This window comes from Rhodococcus sp. 320_ES, assembly GCF_059691855.1.
Genome location: NZ_JCAWAG010000003.1, coordinates 347348 through 367944, shown reverse-complemented (window position 1 = coordinate 367944; position 20597 = coordinate 347348). Strand labels below are relative to the sequence as shown.

20 protein-coding genes are annotated in these 20597 nt (G+C 66.3%); 4 read left to right on the top strand and 16 right to left on the bottom strand.

Annotated elements, in window-relative coordinates:
• Nucleotides 1–7: 7 nt before the first annotated feature.
• From AC59JP_RS12340 to AC59JP_RS12290, 11 genes are all read right to left on the bottom strand, one after another.
• Complete coding sequence (locus AC59JP_RS12340; protein ID WP_497326060.1) at nucleotides 8–1585, bottom strand: GMC oxidoreductase; 1578 nt, start codon at nucleotides 1583–1585, stop codon at nucleotides 8–10.
• Nucleotides 1586–1659: 74 nt separating this feature from the next.
• The gene (locus AC59JP_RS12335) at nucleotides 1660–2244 is read right to left on the bottom strand and encodes a TetR/AcrR family transcriptional regulator (protein WP_497326059.1); all 585 of its coding nucleotides are present in this window, start codon (nucleotides 2242–2244) and stop codon (nucleotides 1660–1662) included.
• Nucleotides 2223–2696, bottom strand: coding sequence for a Dps family protein (locus AC59JP_RS12330; RefSeq protein WP_497326058.1), 474 nt, complete (start codon nucleotides 2694–2696; stop codon nucleotides 2223–2225). Before AC59JP_RS12330 ends, AC59JP_RS12335 begins: the two co-directional genes overlap by 22 nt.
• A 12-nt stretch (nucleotides 2697–2708) precedes the next feature.
• Entirely contained in the window at nucleotides 2709–4226 is a 1518-nt protein-coding gene (locus tag AC59JP_RS12325; protein ID WP_497326057.1) for a catalase, read from the bottom strand.
• 43 nt (nucleotides 4227–4269) lie between these two features.
• The gene (locus tag AC59JP_RS12320; protein WP_497326056.1) at nucleotides 4270–5391 is read right to left on the bottom strand and encodes an epoxide hydrolase family protein; all 1122 of its coding nucleotides are present in this window, start codon (nucleotides 5389–5391) and stop codon (nucleotides 4270–4272) included.
• Between the two features lie 31 nt (nucleotides 5392–5422).
• Nucleotides 5423–5935, bottom strand: coding sequence for a MarR family winged helix-turn-helix transcriptional regulator (locus tag AC59JP_RS12315; RefSeq protein WP_497326055.1), 513 nt, complete (start codon nucleotides 5933–5935; stop codon nucleotides 5423–5425).
• Between the two features lie 10 nt (nucleotides 5936–5945).
• Complete coding sequence (locus tag AC59JP_RS12310; protein WP_497326054.1) at nucleotides 5946–6305, bottom strand: nuclear transport factor 2 family protein; 360 nt, start codon at nucleotides 6303–6305, stop codon at nucleotides 5946–5948.
• A gap of 72 nt (nucleotides 6306–6377) precedes the next feature.
• Nucleotides 6378–7031: a hypothetical protein gene (locus AC59JP_RS12305; RefSeq protein WP_497326053.1), complete on the bottom strand. Its 654-nt coding sequence runs from the start codon at nucleotides 7029–7031 to the stop codon at nucleotides 6378–6380.
• A 5-nt stretch (nucleotides 7032–7036) separates the two neighbouring features.
• Nucleotides 7037–8758 (bottom strand): GMC oxidoreductase, encoded by a 1722-nt coding sequence (locus AC59JP_RS12300; protein WP_497326052.1) that lies wholly within the window; start codon nucleotides 8756–8758, stop codon nucleotides 7037–7039.
• Nucleotides 8755–10269 (bottom strand): flavin-containing monooxygenase, encoded by a 1515-nt coding sequence (locus AC59JP_RS12295; protein ID WP_497326051.1) that lies wholly within the window; start codon nucleotides 10267–10269, stop codon nucleotides 8755–8757. Before AC59JP_RS12295 ends, AC59JP_RS12300 begins: the two co-directional genes overlap by 4 nt.
• A complete protein-coding gene (locus AC59JP_RS12290) occupies nucleotides 10266–10784 on the bottom strand; it encodes a TetR/AcrR family transcriptional regulator (protein WP_497326490.1) in 519 nt (172 codons plus the stop codon). Before AC59JP_RS12290 ends, AC59JP_RS12295 begins: the two co-directional genes overlap by 4 nt.
• A 202-nt stretch (nucleotides 10785–10986) precedes the next feature.
• Between AC59JP_RS12290 and AC59JP_RS12285 the strand changes: the two genes are divergently transcribed.
• Complete coding sequence (locus AC59JP_RS12285) at nucleotides 10987–11979, top strand: phosphotransferase enzyme family protein (protein ID WP_497326050.1); 993 nt, start codon at nucleotides 10987–10989, stop codon at nucleotides 11977–11979.
• A 7-nt stretch (nucleotides 11980–11986) separates the two neighbouring features.
• Here AC59JP_RS12285 and AC59JP_RS12280 read toward each other — a convergent pair whose 3' ends face one another.
• Genes AC59JP_RS12280 through AC59JP_RS12270 form a run of 3 tightly spaced genes read right to left on the bottom strand, consistent with a single transcriptional unit; the run spans nucleotide 11987 to nucleotide 14044 of the window.
• On the bottom strand, nucleotides 11987–12745 hold the full coding sequence (locus tag AC59JP_RS12280) for an IclR family transcriptional regulator (protein ID WP_497326049.1): 759 nt from the start codon (nucleotides 12743–12745) through the stop codon (nucleotides 11987–11989).
• A 19-nt stretch (nucleotides 12746–12764) separates the two neighbouring features.
• Nucleotides 12765–12974 (bottom strand): hypothetical protein, encoded by a 210-nt coding sequence (locus tag AC59JP_RS12275; RefSeq protein WP_497326048.1) that lies wholly within the window; start codon nucleotides 12972–12974, stop codon nucleotides 12765–12767.
• Between the two features lie 2 nt (nucleotides 12975–12976).
• Nucleotides 12977–14044 carry an aromatic ring-hydroxylating oxygenase subunit alpha gene (locus AC59JP_RS12270; RefSeq protein WP_497326047.1) on the bottom strand — a complete coding sequence of 356 codons (1068 nt, stop codon included), beginning with the start codon at nucleotides 14042–14044 and terminating at the stop codon, nucleotides 12977–12979.
• Between the two features lie 193 nt (nucleotides 14045–14237).
• Between AC59JP_RS12270 and AC59JP_RS12265 the strand changes: the two genes are divergently transcribed.
• Nucleotides 14238–14435: a PspC domain-containing protein gene (locus tag AC59JP_RS12265; protein WP_497326046.1), complete on the top strand. Its 198-nt coding sequence runs from the start codon at nucleotides 14238–14240 to the stop codon at nucleotides 14433–14435.
• A gap of 180 nt (nucleotides 14436–14615) precedes the next feature.
• On the opposite strand, the gene AC59JP_RS12260 is transcribed toward AC59JP_RS12265, so the two are convergent.
• Nucleotides 14616–15641, bottom strand: coding sequence for an aspartate-semialdehyde dehydrogenase (locus tag AC59JP_RS12260; protein ID WP_497326045.1), 1026 nt, complete (start codon nucleotides 15639–15641; stop codon nucleotides 14616–14618).
• A gap of 6 nt (nucleotides 15642–15647) precedes the next feature.
• Nucleotides 15648–16913 carry an aspartate kinase gene (locus AC59JP_RS12255; RefSeq protein WP_497326044.1) on the bottom strand — a complete coding sequence of 422 codons (1266 nt, stop codon included), beginning with the start codon at nucleotides 16911–16913 and terminating at the stop codon, nucleotides 15648–15650.
• A gap of 77 nt (nucleotides 16914–16990) precedes the next feature.
• Here AC59JP_RS12255 and AC59JP_RS12250 point away from each other — a divergent pair, with 77 nt between their 5' ends.
• Both AC59JP_RS12250 and leuA read left to right on the top strand, forming a co-directional pair.
• Nucleotides 16991–18616: an FUSC family protein gene (locus AC59JP_RS12250; RefSeq protein ID WP_497326043.1), complete on the top strand. Its 1626-nt coding sequence runs from the start codon at nucleotides 16991–16993 to the stop codon at nucleotides 18614–18616.
• 155 nt (nucleotides 18617–18771) lie between these two features.
• Entirely contained in the window at nucleotides 18772–20583 is a 1812-nt protein-coding gene (gene leuA, locus AC59JP_RS12245; protein ID WP_497326042.1) for a 2-isopropylmalate synthase, read from the top strand.
• Nucleotides 20584–20597 lie beyond the last annotated feature (14 nt).

Below are 20597 nucleotides of genomic sequence, written 5' to 3'. Positions count from 1 at the left end.
AACCGTCTCAGATGGTGACGTCCACGTCGTTTGCCACGATGCGGTCGAGCGCTCGTTCCGCCACGGCGGCGATCGTCATGGACGGATTGCATGCCGCCGTGTTGCCCGGCATCAGTGCCCCGTCTAGAACGTAGAGGCCCTTCTGACCCTTCACTCGGCCTTCGAGGTCGCACACCGAATCCATGACCGCGCCGCCCAGCGGATGCCATGTCGACGGCAGGACCGAGTTCGTGTCGGTCACGATCGATCCCGGTCCGGTGATCGCGCGCACGGCAGGATCGATGAATCCGTTCTGGATGGCGGCGTCCCCGTCACGCGGCCAGCGCAGAATTGCGTCGTCACGTCCGGCGTCGTACTCGAAATGCCCTCGCGACGAACTCACTCCGTACCCGACGACGATCGTGCTGCGCGGGTTGATCCCGAGGGGAGGTATCGAGGCCTGGATCACGGTGAAGGCGGACTGCGGGTTGTCCCAGTTCAGGCTTCCGTAGACCACCGGTCCGCCCTGAACAGCGCCGAAATCCTGTGTTGCACTGGTCCATACGTAGATCCGGTCCGCGTTGCTCCCCCACCCGGCCCCGAGGTCGTCCGGCATGTCCGGAATGCCCCCCGTTGCCGCCGACCGCATGAGGAGCCTGGTGGTGTTCATCGTGCCGGCCGCCATCACCAAGGTGGGTGTGGTGAGGATCTTGTTCTCGAGAACGTTGCCTTCGTCGTCGGTCCGGTCGACGTGAACGACCCACCGCCCGGCCGGATCTCGTTCGACGCGTGAGACGTTGTGCAGGGTCTGGACCGTCGCGAGTCCGGTCGCTTCGGCGGCCGCGATGTAGGTGACGTCGACCGAGAACTTGCCGCCGTTGTTGACGCCCATGGCGCCGTCGCCGTTGGTGTACGACGGCTTCATCTTGCCCTTCAATTCGTCGAGGGCGTAGTTCCAGTCGATCGGCATGGGGATCTTGGACACCGGGAAGCCGGCTCTCCGGGCGTTGGCTGCGAATGCGCGCGGGGCCGCGTAGGTGGGGCTGTCGACCAGCTCGTCCGGCGCTTCCGCGAGGTGCAGCATCTTGGCCACGCGCGGATAGTGGACGCGGTTCAGCTCGCCCCAGTCGAGGCTGCCCGGAAACTGAGTGGCGAACGCGGCTTCGCTGGGCTGCAACGTCATTCCCTGATACACGAGAGAACCACCGCCCACACCGGCGGCGCACAGGGAGGTCATGTTCTCGCCCGGCACCGCCTCGACCAGGCCCGCGTACCGAGCGACGTCGAGGGGCTGACCGAACAGATTCTTGGTCGAGCCGTACCACAGCATCCGCCGGTCCGGATTGGTCGCGCTGGCGAACGTGTTCGCGTTCGGGCCGGTCACCCAGCGCCTGCCGCGCTCCAGAACCGTCACGGGCACACCGGCTTGCGCCAACCGCAGCGCGGTGACGCCGCCGCCGAACCCGGACCCGATCACGACGACGCGGTGGTCCTCACGCGTCAGCCGAACTCGTGCGGGCCGAGCCGCGGCGCGCGGCGCAACGGCCAGCGCAGCGCCGACCGCAGCAGCACCGGTGATGAACGATCGACGCGACACATCGCGCATGAGACGAGCCCCCCAACTCTCGGGCCGCACACGCGGCCGTCGGGAGTAAAACTAGACAGTATTGATCCGAAGTGTCAAGGTTTTCTCGTCGGCGGCAAGGCGGGGCCGAGCCACCTGAACAAGAACCTCCGGAGATCGTCGTCCGCCTGGATCGCCGAGTCGTCGTAGACGACGACGGACAGCGCAAGACGCGCGACGAACTGAACGATGTCGCCCATCATCGGCTCGATGTCCGGGTGCATCGTCGCCATCGGGGAAAGGAACTCGAAGACAATGGGTTTGGCCCGCTCGATCACGTCGGCCTCGTTGAGCGGGTTGTGCGAATCGCCCGTGAGCAGCGTGGCGAGCACCGGATGGGCGCGCACGGTGGCCCGGCCCGCCACGATCAGTTCGACCACGTACGACGTCGGATCGTCGATCGATACGAGTGACGAGCGAATGTCGGTGAACACGTCTGCCGCGAGCGCGATCATCGACTGACTGACGAGATCTTCGCGCGTCCCGAACACCGAGTAGACAGTCTGGCGCGACACGCCGGCCGCGAGGGCCACCGAGGCGATGGACACACCTCGGAAGCCTTCGTCGGCGATCACCCGCAGAGTTGCGTCGATGATCTTCGCGCGTGACCGCACCGGCGCTACGCGCTCTGCGCCTGCCACATCCAATGCAGCTGCTCGAGCCGGGCGGTGATCCCGATGAGCAGATCCTGGGTGACCGGGTCCGCCTCGGCGGTGTCCTTGACACGACCGCGCAGACGGTCGACCACGGCACCGAGGTTCGCCACGATGGCGTCGGTGACGTCGCCGTCCTTGGTCCAGCCGGCGTCGACGCCCTTGGCGCCCGAGTCGGCGGCCACGGTGGCGGCGCGGCCGTCCGGGCTCACACCGATCGCCGTGGCGCGCTCGGCAGCAGCGTCGGTGAATTCACGTGCCGCGGTGACCAATTCGTCCAAGGCGAGGTGGACCGACCGGAAGTTCTTGCCGATCACGTTCCAGTGAGCCTGCTTGCCGATGAGCGAAAGGTCGATGAGATCGACGACGGTGCCCTGGAGGGCATCGCCGGCGATCTTCTGCTGTCCTGCATCGAGCGTGCTGGTGATGGGGTTGGTCATGCACGCATTGTTTCAGACCTTGGCGGCCTCGTCGCTCGGGTCGTCGACAGCGCCTGCGCCGGTGGTCGGGGCCGTCTGCCCCTGTCCTGCGCGAACGCCTTCCTCGACCTTCTTGCCGAGTTCCGGGTCGACGTTGGTCCAGTACTCGAACACGCGCGACAGCACCGGCTCGGCCACGCCGTTGAGGACGTGTCCGGTGATGTTCTCGACCAGACGGTCACGCTGTGCGTCGTCCATGACCTCTCGATAGAGAGATCCCGCCTGTACGAAGTCGCCGTCCTCCGGATGCTCCACGTAGCCCGTCCGCACGAAGCGAGGCTCGAAGTCCCACTCGCCGTCGTCGCCGTACTTGTTCGTGTCCGCAGCGGGGCCGCCGAACGAGTTGGGCGCGTACACCGGTGTGGACGCCGAGTTGTACGCGTAGCGCATGTTGCCGTCCTTGGAGTACGAGTTGACCTCGGACTTGGGGGCGTTGACCGGCAGCTGCGCGTAGTTGGCGCCGATGCGGTACCGGTGTGCGTCGGCGTAGGAGAAGATGCGGCCGAGCAGCATCTTGTCCGGGCTGGCACCGATTCCGGGAACCAGATTCGACGGCTCGAACGAACTCTGCTCGATCTGCGCGAAGAAGTTCTCCGGGTTCCGATTCAAGGTCATCTTGCCGACCTCGATCAGCGGGTAATCCTTCTGCGACCAGACCTTGGTGAGGTCGAACGGGTTGTACTTGTAGTTCTCCGCCTCGTCGTACGGCATGAGCTGCACCTTCAGCGTCCAGCTCGGGAAATCGCCGTTCTTGATCGACCCGAAGAGATCCTGCCGGTGATGATCCGGCGACGTGCCCGCGAGCTCGTCGGCCTTGTCCTGCGTCAGGTATTCGATGCCCTGGTCGGTCTTGAAGTGGAACTTGACCCAGGTCTTCGTTCCGTCCTCGGCGATGAGCTGATAGGTGTGCGAACCGAATCCGTCCATGTGGCGGAACGACTTCGGAATACCGCGGTCACCCATCAGCCAGGTGACCTGGTGTGCGGACTCGGGCGAGAGGGTCCAGAAGTCCCACTGCATGTTGTTGTCGCGCAGACCGGAATCGGGCATGCGCTTCTGGCTGCGGATGAAGTCCTGGAACTTGAGCGGATCCTTGACGAAGAAGATGGGGGTGTTGTTGCCCACCATGTCCCAGTTGCCCTCGTCGGTGTAGAACTTCAGCGAGAAGCCGCGCGGGTCGCGCCAGGTGTCGGGGCTGCCCTGCTCGCCCGCGACGGTCGAGAAACGCGCCAGCATCTCGGTCTTGGCGCCGGGCTGCAACACCTTCGCCTTGGTGTACTTGCTGATGTCGCCGGTGATCACCAGTTCACCGAACGCGCCGGCGCCCTTGGCGTGCACCACGCGCTCCGGTACACGCTCGCGGTTGAACTGGGCCATCTTCTCGATGAGGTAGTGATCGTGAAGGAGAATCGGTCCCTGCGTGCCTGCGGTGAGCGACTGATCGTCGCTGGCTATCGGAATCCCCGAATTACTGGTGGTGGGCTTGGTCATGGTTCGGGGTTCCCTGCACACACACCCGCAAACCTGGGGTCCGTCAGCGCACCAGCCGAAAGAACCCCCGGATCTGCTCGACCAACGACGCCGGTTGCTCCAGCGCGGCGAAGTGACCACCTCGCGGCAACTCCTCGAACCACCGCAGATCGGTGAACCGCTGCTCGGCCTCACGGCGCGACGGTCGGGCGATGTCGGCCGGGTACACCGACAGTCCCGAGGGGGCGGTCACCTGGTCCCGGAAGTCGGCGAAACTCTCCCAGTACAGGCGCGCGGACGACGTCGCCGACGCAGTGAACCAGTAGACCGATATCTCGTCGAGAATCTGTTGCCGCGTCACCGCGGTCTCGGGCAGACCACCGCCGTCGGTCCAGGAGCAATACTTCTCGGCGATCCATGCAGCCTGACCGGCGGGAGAATCGGTGAGCCCGTACCCGAGCGTCTGCGGGCGCGTTGCCTGCTGGCCCGAATAGCCCCGACCGGTGCGCTGAAACTCTCTGGCCGCTCGAAGGTTGGCCTGCTCGGCAGGCGTCGGGTCGTCGAAGATGCCCTGCCGAACGGCGCCCATGTTCAGGTGAACGCCGGCGACCCTCTCGGGTGCGACCTCGCCGAGCGCACCCGACACCGCCGAGCCCCAGTCACCGCCCTGCGCCCCGTATCGGTCGTAGCCCAGCGAGACCATCAGCGCGTCCCATGCTCGAGCCGTCCGTTCGACGCCCCACCCGGTTTCCGACGGTTTGTCGCTCCACCCGTAGCCGGGCAACGAGGGCGCGACGACGTGGAAGGCATCCGACGGTTCCCCGCCGTGCGACCGCGGGTCGGTGAGTGGACCGAGAATGTCCAGGAACTCGAGTACCGAGCCGGGCCACCCTTGGGTGAGCACGAGGGGAAACGCGTTCGGCTCGGGCGAGGTGACGTGTACGAAGTGGATTCCGAGCCCGTCGATGATGCTGCGGTACTGCGGAAACACGTTGAGGCGCTCGGCGAATCCGAAGTCGTAGTCCTGTGCCCACGTTCGACACAGGTCCTGCACGTAGGCGAGCGGCGCGCCCTGCGACCAGTCGTTCACCGGCTCCGGCTCGGGCCACCGTGTCCGCGCCAGACGGTCACGGAGGTCGGCGATCTCGGCGTCGCTGACACGTACTTCGAACGGTTCGGCGGTCATGACCCGAGGCTACGACGGTCGACCGGCACCATCACGGTCTGTCCGTCGGCCGAGGCAACGTGCCGTGCTCGACGAGCTTGTCGTAGACGGCCTCGAACGCCTCGGCGATGAGCTCGGTCCGTGCCGGATCGAGTGCATCGAGAAACACCGATCGAACGAACGCGATGTGATTCGGCGCCGCCCGCGTGAGGAGGTCTCGACCCACGCCGGTCAGGCTGACGTCGGTGATCCGCTTGTCGTCAGGGTTGGGTTCGAGGGTGACCAACGATCGTTCTGCCATGCGCTGCACCTGATGCGAGACGCGGCTTCGCTCGGCGCCGATCCGCGTGGCGAGGTCCGTGATGCGCATGGTTCCGGTGGTCTCGCTGGTCAGTGCGACGAGAACGTCGTAGTCGGCGAGCGACACCCCGCTGTCGTCGCGCAGCTGCCGGTTCATCTCGTAGCGCAGCCGCAAGTGAACTTTCATGTAGGCGTACCAGGCTCGAATCTCGGTGTCGCTCAACAACGCGAAGGGAGACTCCGCCGGAACCTCGTACCTGCTCACCGCGGCGCCGTCAGCCGAACAGGACGGTGTACACCTTCGCGAGGCGGCCGTCTCGCACGAAAGCCATGTCGGCTCCCCGCGCGACGGGATCCTGACCCTCGGGACCCAGGGTCCACCCGAGATAAAGCGCATCCTGCACCTGGTGGACGGCGCCGTCGGGGCGGAAGACGAAACCCGGGGCGCCGTCGAGAATCGACTGAACCTTCTTCGACAGCGCCTCGTACCCCTGGACCGAACCTTCCGGGTCGAGAGCGACGACGTCGTCCGTGTACGTGCGCCGGATCGCATCCATGCGGCGCTCGGGGGAGCGTTCGCCGAACACGTCAAGCAGGTTGGCGTGCATCAACTGTTCGAGTGCGGCATCTGCCACGACGACCTCCGGGGCGGTTGGGTGAAATTTCACCCAATTGTTCGTCGAGAGCTTGCCTCCGTCAAGAGGCGTTCAGCGCCGGAACGTCCTCGCCGGGCCGGTGACGATCTTCCCGGACACCACCTGCACACCCCGGTACGTCCCGGACGGCAGCCACGAGCTCAGCGTCGGGCCGTCGGACGTCACGGTCACGGTCGTGAACCGCGCCCGGCCTCGAACCCGCCCGCTCGCCAGCAGCAGGCCCGCGCTCGAGGGCTGCGCGAAACCGGTGACCGCTGCGACGGGGAACGCCGGTCCGGACGGCGCCGCGACCGTGCGCACGGACCACCCCGCTCCGTCGGCACCCGACTCACCCAGCACGTCGCCCGTGAAGTCGGCGAACACCTTCGGCAGGTTCCAGTGTGTCCGGCCGCCGTGTACCGAGGCGTCGGAATCCACGGCAATGAACGGAATGGCGACACGGGGCAGCAATCCCAGTCCGCGCCCCGGCTTCACCGTGACCGGACTGGCCAGAATTTCGCGGTAGGGGCCGACCGGTGAGTCGAGGTAGTCGATGACCGCGCCGACGGTGATCGGGATCGTTCCGTCGATGGTCGACAACGCGCGACCGGCGTCGGTTGCCTTGTGCCACCACATGGTTGCTCGGACGGGAGCCGGCCACGGAGGCGGCGGGCTCACCGGCAGAGTTTCGGATTCGTCGATGGCCGATTCGACCACACTCCACATAAAACTCAGCCTTCCCGGTTCATGTCGGCCGGCCTCCGGCCTTCCCGGTTCACGACGAAGAGCGGCAACCGCAGCGCTCCCGACGCGTGCTCCGGAACGACGGGGCGCTCCGGCTTCACGGCCTTCGTCGGCCGGTAGCCGTCGCCCACCTCGGGGCGCGGGTCCGGCTCGCCCTTGTTGGGCCACAACGCCATTGCGCGCTCGGCCTGCGCGGTGATGGTGAGCGACGGGTTCACGCCGAGGTTCGCACTGACCGACGACCCGTCGACGACGTGCAGCCCGTCATATCCGTAGACCCGCTGGTAGCCGTCGATCACACCGCGATCGGGCGACGACCCGATGACGCAGCCGCCGAGGAAATGTGCGGTCATGGGGATGTTGACGACGTCGGCGAACGACCCGCCCGGGTCACCGCCGATCTTCTCGGCCGCCTTGCGGACCACCGTGTGGCCCTGCGGGATCCACGACGGGGGCGGATCTCCCGGTCCCTTGCGGCTGGTGAGCCGCCCACGCTTCGTTCCCAGTTCGAGCGAATTGTCGTCGGTCTGCATCACCAGGGCGATGACGGTCCGCTCGGACCAGTGCCGGACGGACAGACTCCGCAGCGCGGCCACGGGGTGGCGCAGCGCCACGCCCAATGTCTTGAGCGGACGGGGAACGCGACCACCACCGTCGCTCAACACTGTCTGCAACAGTCCGATCGCGTTGCTGCCCTTGCCGTATCGGACCGGCTCCACGTGCGTGTGATCGTCGGGGTGGAAGGAGGACGTGATGGCGACGCCCTCGGTGTAGTCGATGTCCCGGTTGTGGGCCGTGGCGGCGAGGACTGCTTCGGAGTTGGTTCGGACGACCGACCCGAGCCGGTCCGACAATTGCGGCAGATCACCGATCGCCTTGGCGTGCAACATCAGTTTCTGCGTTCCGTAGGTTCCTGCCGCGAAGATCACCTGCTGCGCGGTCAGGACCGTCTCCTTCCGGCGCAGTTTCGCGCCGGTACGGCGGGTCACCACCTCGTAGCCGCCACCCGGCCTCGGCCGGACGGTGCGCACCGTGGTGAGCGGAAGAACCTGCGCGCCTGCCTTTTCGGCGAGGTAGAGGTAGTTCTTGACCAGGGTGTTCTTGGCGCCGACCCGGCATCCGGTCATGCACGAGCCGCACTCGGTGCACGCTGTGCGTTCGGGGCCGGCTCCACCGAAGTACGGGTCGGCCATGTTCTTGCCGCGCTGGCCCTCTCCGAAGAAGACGCCGACCGGCGTGGTCGTGAAGGTGTCGCCGACGCCCATCTCGTTGGCGATGTCGCTCATCACCTTGTCGGCGGGAGTGATGGTGGGGTTGTCCTCGACGCCCAGCATGCGGCGAGCCTGGTCGTAGTACGGGGTGAGTTCTTCTTCCCAGTCCGTGATGTCGGCCCACTGGTCGTCCTCGAACACCGACGACGGCGGTTGGTACAGCGTGTTGGCGTAGTTCAGCGAACCGCCTCCCACGCCGGCGCCGCCCATGACGAGCACGTCCGGCAGCAGGTGAATTCGCTGAATTCCGTAGCAGCCCAGCGCCGGTGCCCACAGATACTTGCGCAGCCGCCAGCTGGTCTTGGGCAGGTCGGAATCCTCGAACCGTCGGCCGGCCTCCAGAACGCCGACGCGGTAGCCCTTCTCGGTGAGCCGCAGGGCGGACACACTGCCGCCGAACCCGGAACCGATGATCAGAACGTCGTAGTCGAAGCTCATACCGTGACCGCCTTCTGCGCCGTGCGGGTCTTGTAGTTCTCCAGATCGAACTGCTTCGTCTGGTTGCGGAACTGCCAGGTGAACGACGGCCACATCGCCGAGTTGCGTCCGCTGGCGTCGAGATACCAGCTCGAGCAGCCGCCGGTGTTCCACACCGTTCCCTCGAGCTGACTGTCGAGATCGGTGTTGTACCGACGCTGCGCGCTGTCGGTCACCTCCACGGAGGCGATACCGTCGCGGGCCATCTTCTCCACGGCCGATTCGATGTAGGCGGACTGCGATTCGAGCATGTAGACGATCGAGCTGTGCGAGAGGTTGGTGTTCGGGCCGTACATCATGAACAGGTTCGGGAATCCGCTGATCGTCGTGCCGCGGAACGCGCTGGGACTTCCCGCCCACCGCTGCGCGAGAGTGCGGCCGTCGCGGCCCGTGAGCAGGTGTGCCACAGGCGGTTCGGTCGGGGTGAAACCGGTGCCGAAGATGACCGCGTCCACCGGGTACTCACGCCCCTCGGCGTCGACGACGGCGTTCTCCGTCATGGCGGTGAGTCGACTGGGGACGAGATCGACGTCGGGACGGTCCAGCGTCTTGAGCCAGTCGTTCGAGAGCAGCATGCGCTTGCACCCGATCACGAAGTCCGGAGTGAGCTTGCGGCGAAGCGACTTGTCGGTCACCTGAAGTCGCATGTGCGCCTGAGCAACACGGTGCGCAATGGCCAACAGCCGTGGCCGCTTCGCCATCATCTCGACGTAGACCTCGCGGTAGCTGTAGTTGAGTCCGCGCATCAGCTTCTGGGTGACGGGTACGTTCCGGTACGCCCACCGCTCGACGGCGCCGCGGGTGCGGTCCATTCGCGGAATGACCCAGGCCGGGGTGCGTTGGAAGACGAACAGGTGCTCGGCGTCGTCCGCGATCTCCGGGACGAACTGGACGGCCGATGCCCCGGTCCCGACGACGGCGATCCTCTTGCCCCGCAGGTCGACGTCGTGATCCCAGGTTGCCGAGTGAAACATGCTGCCGATGAACGTGTCCCGGCCGGGAACGTCGGGAAGGCTGGGGGTGGACAGAGTCCCCGTGGCGGCGACGAGAATGTTCGCGGTCATGTCGCCGGCGCTGGTGCTGACCTCCCACCGCTGTTCCTCGTCGTCCCACCGGGCGCCCAGCAATTCGCAGTCGGTGAGCAGATGCTCGCGAATCCCGAAGTCGTCGGCCACCTTCCGCAGGTATGCGTAGATCTCGGGTCCGCGCGCGAACGTGTGCGACCAGTCGGCGTACGGCGCGAAGGAGAAGGAGTACAGAACCGTCGGTACGTCGCAGGCGGCACCGGGGTAGGTGTTGTCACGCCACGTTCCGCCGACGTCGTGCCCCTTGTCGATCACCAGAAGATCCGCGGAGGGGTCCTTCTTCAAGGTCCGTGCGGCGAGCGCCATCCCGGCAAAACCGGCGCCCACGATCAACATATTGACGTGCTTTTTCGGGCCGGCCTCCGGCCTTTCCAACTGTCGGGTCATTTCTTCATCACCATCGCTTCCCACACCGGGAGCAGCCGCTGCCGGAGTGTCGTATCCGTTTCGGGGGTGCGGAAGATCGCCGACACCGCCAGTCCTCGTGCAAGTTCGATACTGAGTTCGAGTGCCTCGCCGCTGATCGCGTCGCCGAACACCTCGCGTCCACCCTCGGACAACGCCTCGGTGACGGTGCGTTCGAGCGGAACCATGGCCGCGTGAAGTGCGGAATCGGTGCGGGCGGCAACCCACAGTTCCAGCGCCGCGTAGAAGAGGGGGCCGGAGAACGCGTCCAGCAGGATGTCGAGGCCGGCTTCGCGATCAGCGGCGACCAGCTCTTCGAGGCGCTTCTGCACCAGGTGCTCGATCGCCGCGACCACCAGCGATTCCTTGGTCGGGAAGTGGTGAAGCTGCGCTCCGCGGGACACTCCTGCGCGGCGCGCGATCTCTTGCGTCGACGATTTCGCGTAGCCCAGTTCGACCAGACTCTCGACTGCGGCGTCCAGCAGCCGCGCGCGCATCAGGGCGGTGCGCTCGGGCTGCGTGCGGCGAGGAGGTGTGTCGGTGGTCACGTCCACGACAGTAGACGCGAAACGACAAACAGTCCAGCCTGACTTTAAGTTGCGTCGAGGGTTCTGCAGAGCGGACCCGGCCCGTGGTGAACGATGTCCTGATGACGGACACCCTGACTGGTCTGCGGCGCACCAACGAGACGTCGGCGCGATGACCGCGCTCGACTACCGCTCCATCGCAACGCGATCGGAAACCATCGCCCGCACAGCTCTGCCCGAATACGGGTTCGCCTCTACATCCCAGCTCGACCTGATCAGCGTGTCCGAAAACGTCACTTTCTCGGTACAGAACGCCCCCACCGGCCGCCGGCACGCGGTTCGGGTCCACCGAGACGGCTACCACCCGCGCCGCGACATCGAAAGCGAACTCGCGTGGATCGACAAGCTGCGCGCCGACCGGACCGTCCGAACACCCGCGGTCGCGCGAACCCTCACCGGCGACCGGGTGTGTGAAGTCGACACCGCATCAGGGCCGCGGCACGTGGTGCTCTTCGACTGGGTGGAAGGCCACGCACCCGACGAGGACGACCTACTGCCGTGGTTCGAGCAGATCGGCGAGGTCACCGCTCGACTGCACCAGCACTCCCGCACATGGACACGCCCGCAGGCGTTCTCACGGATGACGTGGGGTTTCTCGGAACAGCTCGGACCGAACGGACACTGGGGTCGGTGGCAGGACAGCCTCGGACTCGACGACGACGGACGCGACGTCCTCGGCCGCTGCGCTCGGACCATCGAGGAGCGTCTGGCCCGATTCGGTTGCGGGGCCGACCGATTCGGACTCGTCCACTCCGACCTGAGGGCTGCGAACCTGATGGTGTCGGGCGACGCGGTCACCGTGATCGACTTCGACGACTGCGGTTTCGGATGGTTCCTCTACGACCTCGCAGCGTCTTTGTCGTTCATCGAGGACCGGGACGATGTGCCCGACCTCGTCGACGCGTGGCTCACCGGATATCGGACGGTGACGCCCCTGTCCGCCGACGAGGTCGCCGAACTCCCCACGTTCGTCGCGATGCGTCGAATGTTGTTGACCGCATGGATCGCTTCGCACCCCGAGGCCGACACCGCCCGTGAACTCGGATCCGCGTTCACACACGGCACTCTTGCTGTCGCGGAACGCTTTCTGAGCACTCTGGGGTGAGAACGCCCTACCTGGCCGAACGTGCCTCGTAGCCAAGCGCCCGCCCGATGGTTCGCGCTGCCGCCCGGATCAGCAAGGCCAACGACGCCGTGTCGGCGGTCTCGGCCGCCACGACCACCGACACCGAGGCGATCGCCACTCCGGGCCGCGAAAAGATCGGCGCCGCAACGGACACCGCGTCCATGGTCACCTGCCGATCACTGATCGCGACCTCCGTGAGGCGCACCGATGCGAGGGTTCGGCGCAGAACGTCGGCGTCCGTGATGGTGCGGTCGGTGAAGCGCTGCAGCGGACCGGACAGCACCGCTTCCTGAATCGCCGGATCGGCGTGGGCGAGCAGAGCAAGACCCATTCCCGTTGCCGCAGCTGGGAATCGGCCACCGACGCGCGTCCGGACCGGGATCGCGTTCTTGCCCGCGATGCGCTCGAGGAAGATCACGTCGTGCCCGTCGAGGATCCCGAGCTGAATGTTCTCGTGCGTGATCTGGGACAGATCCTCCATCACGGGCATGGCCACCTCACGAAGCTGCGCACCCCGCGGAGCCAGGGACGCCACCTCCCAGAGCCGAAGTCCGATACGCAGGTGCCCGTGGGCATCTCGCTCCAGCGCCCCCCATTCCACAAGATCCGACGTCAGCCGGTGAGTGGTGGTCAGGGGGTATCCGGAGCGGCGCGCAAGCTCGGCGAGGGTCAGTGTCGGCGTCGCCGGAGTGAACGATTCGAGCAGGCGCAATGCGCGAACGGTGACCGATCCGGTGCGAGGCACACCGTCACAGTACGTCCGCTCATCCCACGGTGGCGAGGGTGCGTTCCACCGCCTCGACCGCGGGTGCGTCGTGTCCGATCGGATGGGCCAGCAACCAGTCCCACATGGCCGCAGGGTCCTCGTCCACATGGGTTGCACCGCAATGACACTCACCCTGCAACAGATCGGTTCCGGGTACCCAGACGATGCGCATGACGTTCTTGCCGCGCAGCATGCGTGTCGGCTCCACGGTCAGCTCACGGATGCCGAAGCGGGGGCCGGGGAGGCCATGGCGGCCAGGAGACGACGCGCCGCCAGTCCCCCGGCGTCGATGTTGATCGACAGCTCCTGGTAACCGGCCTTCTCCGAATCGAGCGCCTTCTGCAGCACGTCGAGAGCGACGACGTCCTGCATCACGACGGTGCGGTTGTTCTCGGCCAGGAACGTGGTCACCTCGTCGTCACCCTGGGCGAAGTCACGTGCGACGCACCAGAAGTCGTGCGTCGAATTCTCGGTCTCGGGTGTGATGGCGTAGACGATCTCGGTGTGGAACGCCTCGCTGTCGGTGCCGTCGTCGGCGGGAAGTGCCGCACCCACGGGCGCAATTCGGCTGTGCAGCAGATAGAGGCAAGGCGGGGTGTACTCGATGTCCTGCCAGCGGGTGATGCGCCCCTGCACCCCGGTCGACTTCGAGTAGAACGGCGGGCACTCCGCGTCGTCCATGTGCCGAGAGACGTAGACGACGCCCGCTTCGTCGTCGACCTCGGTCGTGATGGGGGTCTCGGCCACCTCGGGGGTGCCGATGTACCCGCCGTGCAGGTACGTCTCGTGGGACAGATCGAGGAGGTTGTCCACGAGCAGCCCGAAGTTGCAGTCGATGTGCTCCACCCCGTTGACGACGTCCCAGTCCGGGGAGTCGAGCCAGTGAGCGCGCGGGATGGTCGCCGGGTCCGGCTCGGCAGGCCGATCGGGATCGGCGATCCACACCCACGCGAACGAGTCCTGCTCGACCACGGTGTACGACGTCAGGCGCGCGGTGCGCGGCACTCGCTTCTGCCCGGGAACCGCGACGCACACGCCGTCGGCTCCGTAGGTGAAGCCGTGGTAGCCGCAGACGACGGTGTCGTCGACGAGATGACTCGGAGCCTGCGACAGCGGGAAGCGGCGGTGCACGCACCGGTCGCTCATGGCGGTCACCTCGCCGCTCTCGGTCCGCCAGAACAGAATCGGCTCCCCACAGATGGTGCGGGAGAACAGGTCGCGGCTCACTTCACGGCCGTACGCGGCGACGTACCACTGGTTACGAACGATTGCAGTCATGGAGGAAAGTGTGCATCCGCCCGTGTGACTCGCGGCACGCACCTTCCGGCATTCGGAAGAGAATTCGGCGATGGAACCCTGAGACACCTCAGGGTCGTTGTCAGACTCCAGGGCGATGCACGAGCGGATCGCCCTCGGGCACTGTGTTGAGCACACGATGTTGTAACCAAGGCACCCGACAGAAGGAATCCAGATGAACGCACCCGCACGACGATTGATCCGCCCCCGCTCCGGCAAGGTGATCGCCGGCGTCTGCGCAGGAATCGGCAACTACTTCAACATCAGCCCGAACGTCGTTCGGCTCATCTTCGTGCTGTCCTGCCTGCTGCCCGGACCGCAGTTCGTGCTCTACCTGCTCCTGTGGATCATCATGCCCAAGTCGCAGTTCTGATCAGCGGTGCAGCAGGGCGAACAGCAGCGACCTGATCAGGGGGACACGGTCCGCCTGTAACGGTCGCTGGGTTGTGGGCACGGGTTTCGTACCGGCGGGCTTCATACCAGTGGAATCGCCCGATCCACCGGCAGCGTTACGACCGACCGGTATGTAACGGCCGACCGTTCGATTCGTCGACTACAGGAACAGCTCCGCAATCTGGATCGTGTTCAACGCCGCTCCCTTGCGCAGGTTGTCGCCGGAGACGAACAGCGCGAGTCCGCGGCCGTCGGGAACACCCTCGTCCTGACGGATGCGGCCCACGAGGGACTCGTCGATACCGGCGGCCTGCAGAGGTGTCGGCACGTCGACCAACCGGACGCCCGGCGCGGACGACAGCAGCTCCTGCGCACGTTCGACCGACAGCGGGTTCGCGAACTCGGCGTTGATCGACAGCGAGTGCCCGGTGAAGACCGGCACGCGCACGCAGGTGCCGCTGACCAGCAGGTCCGGCAGCCCGAGGATCTTGCGCGATTCGAATCTGAGCTTCTGATCCTCGTCGGTCTCGCCGGATCCGTCGTCCACCAGCGAGCCGGCGAGCGGAAGAACGTTGAACGCGATCGGAGCGACGTACTTGTTCGGGGCCGGGAAGTCGACGGCACTTCCGTCGTGCACGAGCTTCTCGGCGTCGCCGATCACCGCGCGCGCCTGCGATGCGAGCTCCTCGACTCCGGCCAGCCCACTGCCGGAGACGGCCTGATAGCTCGACACGATGAGCCGCTGCAGGCCCGCTTCGTCGTGCAGGACCTTCAGCACGGGCATCGCGGCCATCGTGGTGCAGTTCGGGTTCGCGATGATGCCCTTGGCCAAGTTCTTCGTGGCTTCGGGATTGACCTCGCTCACCACCAGCGGCACATCCGGGTCCTTGCGCCACGCCGACGAGTTGTCGATGACGGTCACACCGGCCGCGGCGAAACGCGGTGCCTGCTCGCGAGACATGGTGGCGCCGGCGGAGAACAGCGCGATGTCGAGGCCCGACGGGTCCGCAGTGGCGGCGTCCTCGACGGTGATCTCACCGTCGCCCCACGGAAGCGTCTTACCGGCAGAGCGCGGCGAGGCGAAGAACCGGACCGAGTCGGCCGGGAACTTGCGCTCCTGCAACAGGTTTCGCATGACGGCGCCGACCTGGCCGGTCGCGCCTACTACTCCGATAGCGAGTCCCACGAGTGTCTACCTTCCGGTCCCGCCGTGCACCACGGCTACTTCGTCGCCGCCGAGTTCGAACGCGGCGTGCAGTGCACGAACCGCGTCGTCGAGCTCGGAGTCCTTGCACAGCACGGAGATTCGGATCTCGGACGTGCTGATCAGATCGATGTTGACGCCCGCGTCGGCCAGAGCCTCGCAGAACGTCGCCGTCACGCCCGGGTGCGTCTTCATGCCCGCGCCGATGAGGGACACCTTGCCGATGTGATCGTCGTAGAGCACCTGTGTGAAGCCGATTTCGCTCTGCATCTTGGTGAGCTGCTCGACCGCGCGCGGCCCGTCCGTCTTGGGCAGGGTGAAGGTGATGTCGGTCTTGCCGGTTTCGATCTTGGAGATGTTCTGCAGAACCATGTCGATGTTGATCTCGGCGTCGGCGACCACGCGGAAGATCTTGGCTGCGTAGCCGGGCTCGTCGGGAAGGCCGACGACCGTCACCTTGGCCTCGCTGCGGTCGTGCGCAACGCCGGTGAGGATGGCTTCTTCCACGGGGATGTCCTCCATTGATCCGGACACGATGGTCCCTTTTTTGGTGGTGTACGACGAGCGGACGTGTACGGGAACGTTGTAGCGCCGCGCGTATTCCACGCACCGCAGCATCAGGACCTTCGCGCCGCACGCCGCCATTTCCAGCATCTCCTCGAACGAGACCGTCTCGAGGTGGCGGGCGTTGGGGACGATGCGCGGATCGGCGGTGAAGATGCCGTCGACGTCGGTGTAGATCTCGCACACGTCGGCCTTCAGCGCGGCGGCGAGGGCGACGGCCGTGGTGTCGGAACCACCGCGTCCGAGCGTCGTGACGTCCTTGCTGTCCTGGCTCACACCCTGGAAGCCGGCGACGAGGACGATCGAGCCCTGGTCCAGCGCGTCACGCACGCGCCCCGGGGTGACGTCGATGATCTTGGCGTTGCCGTGCACGCTGGTGGTGACGACGCCGGCCTGCGATCCGGTGAAGGAGCGGGCCTCGGCGCCGAGCGAGTGAATGGCCATGGCCACCAGTGCGTTGGAGATGCGTTCGCCGGAGGTGAGCAGCATGTCCATCTCGCGGGCGGGCGGCGCCGGGCAGACCTGCTGGGCGAGGTCGAGAAGTTCGTCCGTCGTGTCACCCATCGCGGAGACGACGACCACCACGTCGTTGCCCTTGCGCTTGGTCTCGACGATCCGTTCAGCGACGCGGCGAATCCGCTCGGCGGTCGCCACCGAGGACCCTCCGTACTTCTGGACGACGAGAGCCACGGTGTCACTTACCTCCTGCTGGCGGGATATGCAGATGCTGAGACTACCGACTGCGGAGGTCACCCTAAAATCGGCGGGTGACCACCCCGCTTCCACCCGTCGCACGTCGGCGCAGTCTTCTGTTCGCACTTCCCTCCGTCGGCACTCGCTGGCCGGGCGGAGTGCGCGCTGCACTCGCCTTCGGTATTCCGGCGCTGATCGCCTTCGCGGCGGGGTTCGAGAGCGAGGCGTTGCTGACCGTGACCGGTGGTTTCGCTATCGTCTACGGCGAAGGTCGGGCCTACCGAGTGCGGCCCGCGATCATCCTCACCGCGGGAGCCGCGCTGATGGTGTCCGCCCTGCTCGGCGGGCTGGCCGGGGAGACGGGAAGCGCGTGGGCGGTCGTCGCGGCCATGGTGACGGTAGGTGTGGTGTCGACCTTCGCGGTCGACGCGTTGCGCCTGGGCCCGCCGGGTCCGTTCTTCTTCGTCCTGGTCTGCGGTGTCTCGTCGGTGCTGCCGGCGGCGGGGATCGCGACCACGACGAACGTCGCGTGCGTAGCGATCGGAGTGGTGTCCTCGCTCCTCGTGGGCATGTCCGGCGTGCTGTGGCGACCGACCAAACCGCAGGACGACGCCGTGAACGCCGCGGTGTCGGCCGTCGCCCGAGTGACCGATGTCCACGCCGACGGCGAGCACGTGGCGCACGTGCGGCACGCGGCGGCCGTCCGCCTGCACGCCGCGTGGTCGACCCTGCACGACGCGAAGGTGCCGGTGCGCCGACCGGACAACCCGCTGGTCGCCCGCTTGTGGGAGGCGCACGTCGCGTTCGCCGCCGTAAGCACTCCGCCCGCCGCTGCTTCGATTGCCACCGACGTGGGTCATCGTCAGGTTCCGCTGGCGCGACCGACAGTTCTGTACCGACTGCGCCGCGCCGCCACGTATCAATCCCATGCCGCGACGACGGCCCTGCGCGTCCTCGTCGCGTCGACCGCAGCCGGCGCGCTGACCATCGCGTTCGGGCTCGGCCGCCCCGACTGGGCCGTGATCTCTGCGGTCCTCGTCCTGCAGGCCGGACCCGACCGCCGCCGCGGAACGGTCCGCGGCATTCATCGCCTCGTCGGCACGGCCGCGGGAGTGGTGCTGTTCACAGTCGCCTGGTCGCTGTCGCCGAGCGGGATCGTGCTGATCATGGTGCTGATGGCACTGCAGTTCCTCATCGAGCTCTACATCGCCCGCAACTACGCGGTCGCCGTCACCTTCATCACACCACTGGCGCTGCTCATCGGCGGTGCGTCGCACCCGGGGGCGAACGCCGTGACCCTCGGCGTAGATCGACTGGTGGAGACGGCACTCGGAGTCGCATGTGCCCTGGCCGCGATGTGGCTGGTGTCGCCGCACGCCTACCAGCGGTGGCTGCGGTGGAGCGATCGCCGGGTCGTCGCCGTGTCGACCGCGCTGTTGGACCGCCTGGAGACCGATCCGCCGTCGGCCGCGCTGGAACTTCGGCGAGACCTGCAGTTCGAGTTGGTGGGCGCGGCCATGGCCGCCGAGCACTCGGCCCACGACAATCGCGACTGGACCGCTCGGGTCTGGCCGGGCCACACCCGCGTCGACGAGCTCGGGTACGGGTTGTTGGCGCAGTGCTGGGCGACACCCGACGGTCGCCCGTTCGAACCCGACCAGGATTGGCGGAAAAAGGCGGCCGAAGCTGGAGTAGGGTGACGGCCATGCTTCGGTCAGCGCACACGTACGGCGCGCTTCTTCTTCGCAGCCGCGGCGGGGTCTGATTCCATAGACCGGCTTCCCGTCGCGGGGTTTCGTTGCGCCGGTCTCCCGGGTCTCCCGGTTTCGAGCTTTCAAAACACGGAGAATCAGCTATGTCACCCGCCGACGCATTCACGTCCGGAACTCACACCGTCGTCACCCCGTCCCGTCCCGCGCCTACGGATCAGCCGGTATGGAACACCCAGAAGAATTCTTCGATGCCGACGTATCGGTACCGTCCCTTCGCCGAAGAGGTCGAAACCGTCACGCTGCCCGACCGCACGTGGCCGGACAAGGTCATCGATCGCACACCGCAGTGGTGCGCGGTGGACCTGCGCGACGGCAATCAGGCCCTCATCGATCCGATGAGCCCGGCGCGTAAGCGTCGTATGTTCGATTTGCTGGTTCGTATGGGCTACAAGGAGATCGAGGTCGGTTTCCCGTCCGCGAGTCAGACCGATTTCGACTTCGTGCGCGAGATCATCGAAGACGGCGCCATTCCCGACGACGTCACGATCCAGGTCCTGACGCAGTGCCGTTCCGAACTGATCGAGCGGACGTTCCTGGCATGCGAAGGTGCGCGATCGGTGATCGTGCACTTCTACAACTCGACGTCGATTCTGCAGCGCCGCGTGGTCTTTCGCGCGGACCGCGACGCCATCAAGAAGATCGCCACCGACGGTGCGCACAAGATCCTCGAGGAAGCGACCAAGTACCCGGACACGCACTGGCGCTACGAGTACTCGCCCGAGTCGTACACCGGCACCGAGCTGACGTTCGCGAAGGAAGTGTGCGACGCCGTCACCGAGATCATGAATCCGTCGCCCTCGGACCCGATGATCCTGAATCTGCCTGCCACGGTCGAGATGACGACGCCCAACGTCTACGCCGACTCGATCGAATGGATGAGCCGAAACCTGGCCCGCCGCGACTCGATCGTGCTGAGCCTGCATCCGCACAACGACCGCGGAACCGGCGTGGCCGCAGCCGAACTGGGCTACCAGGCCGGCGCGGATCGCATCGAGGGCTGCCTCTTCGGCAACGGTGAGCGCACCGGAAACGTCTGCCTGGTGACCTTGGGCCTGAACCTCTTCACCCGCGGGGTCGACCCGCAGATCGACTTCTCCAACATCGACGAGATTCGCCGCACCGTCGAGTACTGCAACCAGTTGCCGGTGCACGAGCGGCATCCGTACGGCGGCGATCTGGTCTACACCGCCTTCTCCGGAAGTCATCAGGACGCGGTCAACAAGGGCCTCGACGCGATGAAGGTTGCTGCGGACGAGCAGGATTCGGACGTCGACAACATTCTCTGGCAGGTTCCCTACCTGCCGATCGACCCCAAGGACGTCGGCCGGACATACGAAGCGGTCATCCGCGTCAACTCCCAGTCGGGCAAGGGCGGCGTCGCCTACATCATGAAGGCCGACCACGGGTTGGCGTTGCCGCGACGACTGCAGATCGAGTTCTCGCAGTTGGTGCAGCGCGTCACCGACGGCGAGGGCGGCGAAGTGTCGCCGAAGGCGATGTGGGACGTGTTCTCCGAGGAATACCTCGCGCCGCTGAGGCCGCTGGAACGCATGCGACAGAAGGTCACCGCCGCCGAGGAAGACGGCGGCATCGATTCGATCACCGCCACCGTCAAGATCAACGGCACCGAGCAGGAGATCACCGGAGCCGGCAACGGCCCGCTCGCCGCGTTCGTCGACGCACTTTCGACCGTCGGGTACGACGTCAGCGTCCTCGACTACTCCGAGCACGCCATGTCCGCCGGTGACGACGCGCAGGCAGCGGCCTACGTCGAAGCGTCTGTGACGGGTCCGGGCGGCGAGAGTGTGACCGTCTGGGGTGTCGGTATCGCCACCTCCATCACGACGGCCTCGCTGCGGGCCGTGGTGTCGGCGGTCAACAGGGCCCAGAAGTAACCTGTGCGTGAAAA

Coding starts and splice junctions, on each gene's coding strand:
- AC59JP_RS12330 (WP_497326058.1), bottom strand. CDS start 2,696: ATGACCAACCCCATCACCAGCACGCTCGATGCAGGACAGCAGAAGATC.
- AC59JP_RS12285 (WP_497326050.1), top strand. CDS start 10,987: ATGACCGCGCTCGACTACCGCTCCATCGCAACGCGATCGGAAACCATC.
- AC59JP_RS12295 (WP_497326051.1), bottom strand. CDS start 10,269: ATGACCCGACAGTTGGAAAGGCCGGAGGCCGGCCCGAAAAAGCACGTC.
- AC59JP_RS12270 (WP_497326047.1), bottom strand. CDS start 14,044: ATGACTGCAATCGTTCGTAACCAGTGGTACGTCGCCGCGTACGGCCGT.
- AC59JP_RS12325 (WP_497326057.1), bottom strand. CDS start 4,226: ATGACCAAGCCCACCACCAGTAATTCGGGGATTCCGATAGCCAGCGAC.
- AC59JP_RS12305 (WP_497326053.1), bottom strand. CDS start 7,031: ATGTGGAGTGTGGTCGAATCGGCCATCGACGAATCCGAAACTCTGCCG.
- AC59JP_RS12340 (WP_497326060.1), bottom strand. CDS start 1,585: ATGCGCGATGTGTCGCGTCGATCGTTCATCACCGGTGCTGCTGCGGTC.
- AC59JP_RS12265 (WP_497326046.1), top strand. CDS start 14,238: ATGAACGCACCCGCACGACGATTGATCCGCCCCCGCTCCGGCAAGGTG.
- AC59JP_RS12300 (WP_497326052.1), bottom strand. CDS start 8,758: ATGAGCTTCGACTACGACGTTCTGATCATCGGTTCCGGGTTCGGCGGC.
- leuA (WP_497326042.1), top strand. CDS start 18,772: ATGTCACCCGCCGACGCATTCACGTCCGGAACTCACACCGTCGTCACC.
- AC59JP_RS12320 (WP_497326056.1), bottom strand. CDS start 5,391: ATGACCGCCGAACCGTTCGAAGTACGTGTCAGCGACGCCGAGATCGCC.
- AC59JP_RS12290 (WP_497326490.1), bottom strand. CDS start 10,784: ATGCGCGCGCGGCTGCTGGACGCCGCAGTCGAGAGTCTGGTCGAACTG.